This window comes from Pseudomonas sp. GQ91 (genome assembly GCF_059758795.1).
The window spans coordinates 1-1,713 of the sequence record NZ_JCAXED010000037.1 but is presented as its reverse complement, the minus strand read 5'-3'; the positions used below and the strand labels follow the sequence as shown (position 1 = coordinate 1,713).

Annotated in this window: 2 protein-coding genes; both read left to right on the top strand. The window is 45.9% G+C overall.

Features of this window, described 5'->3' with window-relative positions; genetic code table 11:
- Positions 1-232: 232 nt before the first annotated feature.
- Positions 233-976: a hypothetical protein gene (locus tag AC6CIA_RS26265; RefSeq protein ID WP_498316054.1), complete on the top strand. Its 744-nt coding sequence runs from the start codon at positions 233-235 to the stop codon at positions 974-976.
- 170 nt (positions 977-1,146) lie between these two features.
- Positions 1,147-1,590, top strand: a complete 444-nt coding sequence (locus AC6CIA_RS26260) for a tetratricopeptide repeat protein (protein WP_498316052.1) — start codon at positions 1,147-1,149, stop codon at positions 1,588-1,590.
- Positions 1,591-1,713: the final 123 nt, after the last annotated feature.

The window sequence follows — 1,713 nt, the reverse complement described above, 5'->3', positions numbered from 1 at the left end:
TGGTGCAGGGCGCCGGTGATTTCTTCGAGAACAGCGTTGAGGACATGACTGGCCTGTTCTTTGGTCAAAAAAGGTGACGGATTTACTTGATTGAAAATAGATCCGTCACCTTTTGACACTGAAAATCGGTGCGTGCCGAAACCCAGGTTAGAAAATGGAACGCAGAATCTGGTAACGCTGGACGCTATCAATCCCGAGTCATCAAAAAGGTTCCGGCCGGCCCAGGTGCTCGTTGGAAAATCGAGCACTGGGAACGAAGAAATGCGAATCGACGCAGGCAGGAACTAGACCCAGTGAGGCACTCAAGACCATGATTTTAAAAGAGATATACCTATATCCGGACTTGGTTGAATTCAGCGACGATATTATTCATTCGTTTCGCGATCAAAGCCGATCAATTTGCAATTATCTTGAGCGTAGTCTGAGCGCCGAAAAATTCGAGACGCCGAACTTTAAGAAAATTTGTTTTGTCGGAACCAGCCAAGTAACGAAGGCCCCCTATATAAACTCCAGCGGGGCGCTCATCATCAATTTCACCTTGGATACAGCGCGTTATAAAAAATGCACATCGGCCAGTGAGTTGAATGAGTTTTTTATTAAGCTTTTGTTGGAAGGCTTGGAGAAAGGCGCAAAACACACAGCCCTACCCGACGACTTATTGAAAAGCGCAATTGATGAATTCCGTCGCAACCACTATAGAAACGAGTGGACATTTAAACAAAAAAAAATAAAAGGAACTGACTACGCGTGCGCTCTGAAATGCCACTTAACGATTGACTGCTTCCTCATGCACTTTAAGGTCGTGAAGAAAGACACTTTGATCCTCGACAAAGAGATCTTGCGAACCGCGCCCGATGAAGTGATGTTCGGCCCCTACCTCAAAGACCTCAAGGAGGAAGGGGGAAGAATCAAAGTAATCGATAAGCTGGGCGTGCCGTTTTACACCACTCTGGTTGCGAGCCTGGATAAACTTTGACCCGGACGAGCTAACACCCGTGGCATGGGAGCAGGAAAAAGGAGGAAAAAAGGTGACGGATTTACTTGATTGAAAATAGATCCGTCACCTTTTGACACCTTTTGACAGTCACCTTTTGACATTTTTATTGGCCCCGCAGAAAAGCCCATTTATTAGTCGAGGATTGTCATATGAAAGACTTAGCAGATGAGAACCCAACTCTGGCAGACGAAATAATGGGCATCATGGCGTCGGGTAATGAGCTCGATGAGCAAAACAAAAAAAATGAAGCACAAGCCCTGTACCAAAAAGCGTGGGACTTACTGCCTGATCCAAAGCTGGCATGGACGCCCTTGTCATCATGGGTCACAGGTTCTTTTTTCAATCTGTATTTCGACAACAATAACTTTAAGGCCGCTAAAGACTGGGCGCAAAAGACCTTGGATGGCCGGGAGTCAGATATCGACACAGGGCCGTTGATTAACGTGGGAATGGTTTATTTTGAGCTGGAGAATTATTTACAGGCTTATAAATATTTTGATGACGCTTACAGATTCGGTAAGGCACGTGCCTTTCAAGAAAGACCCAAAAAATATCTAAAGTTTTACTTGGAAAAAAAGCCTGACCAATCTTGATGAATTTAGGGCTGAGCGCCTGGAGAAAAAGTAGAATGAAAAAATGAGCACCCGACCCAGTCGGCGTGCCCATTTTTTACCCGCGCTCGCCCGCAGCGTAGCGGGTACGGCGTGACTTAAGGG

What these genes read in the sequence shown, in the direction of transcription:
- AC6CIA_RS26260 (WP_498316052.1), top strand. Translation starts at nt 1,147, where the DNA reads ATGAAAGACTTAGCAGATGAGAACCCAACTCTGGCAGACGAAATAATG.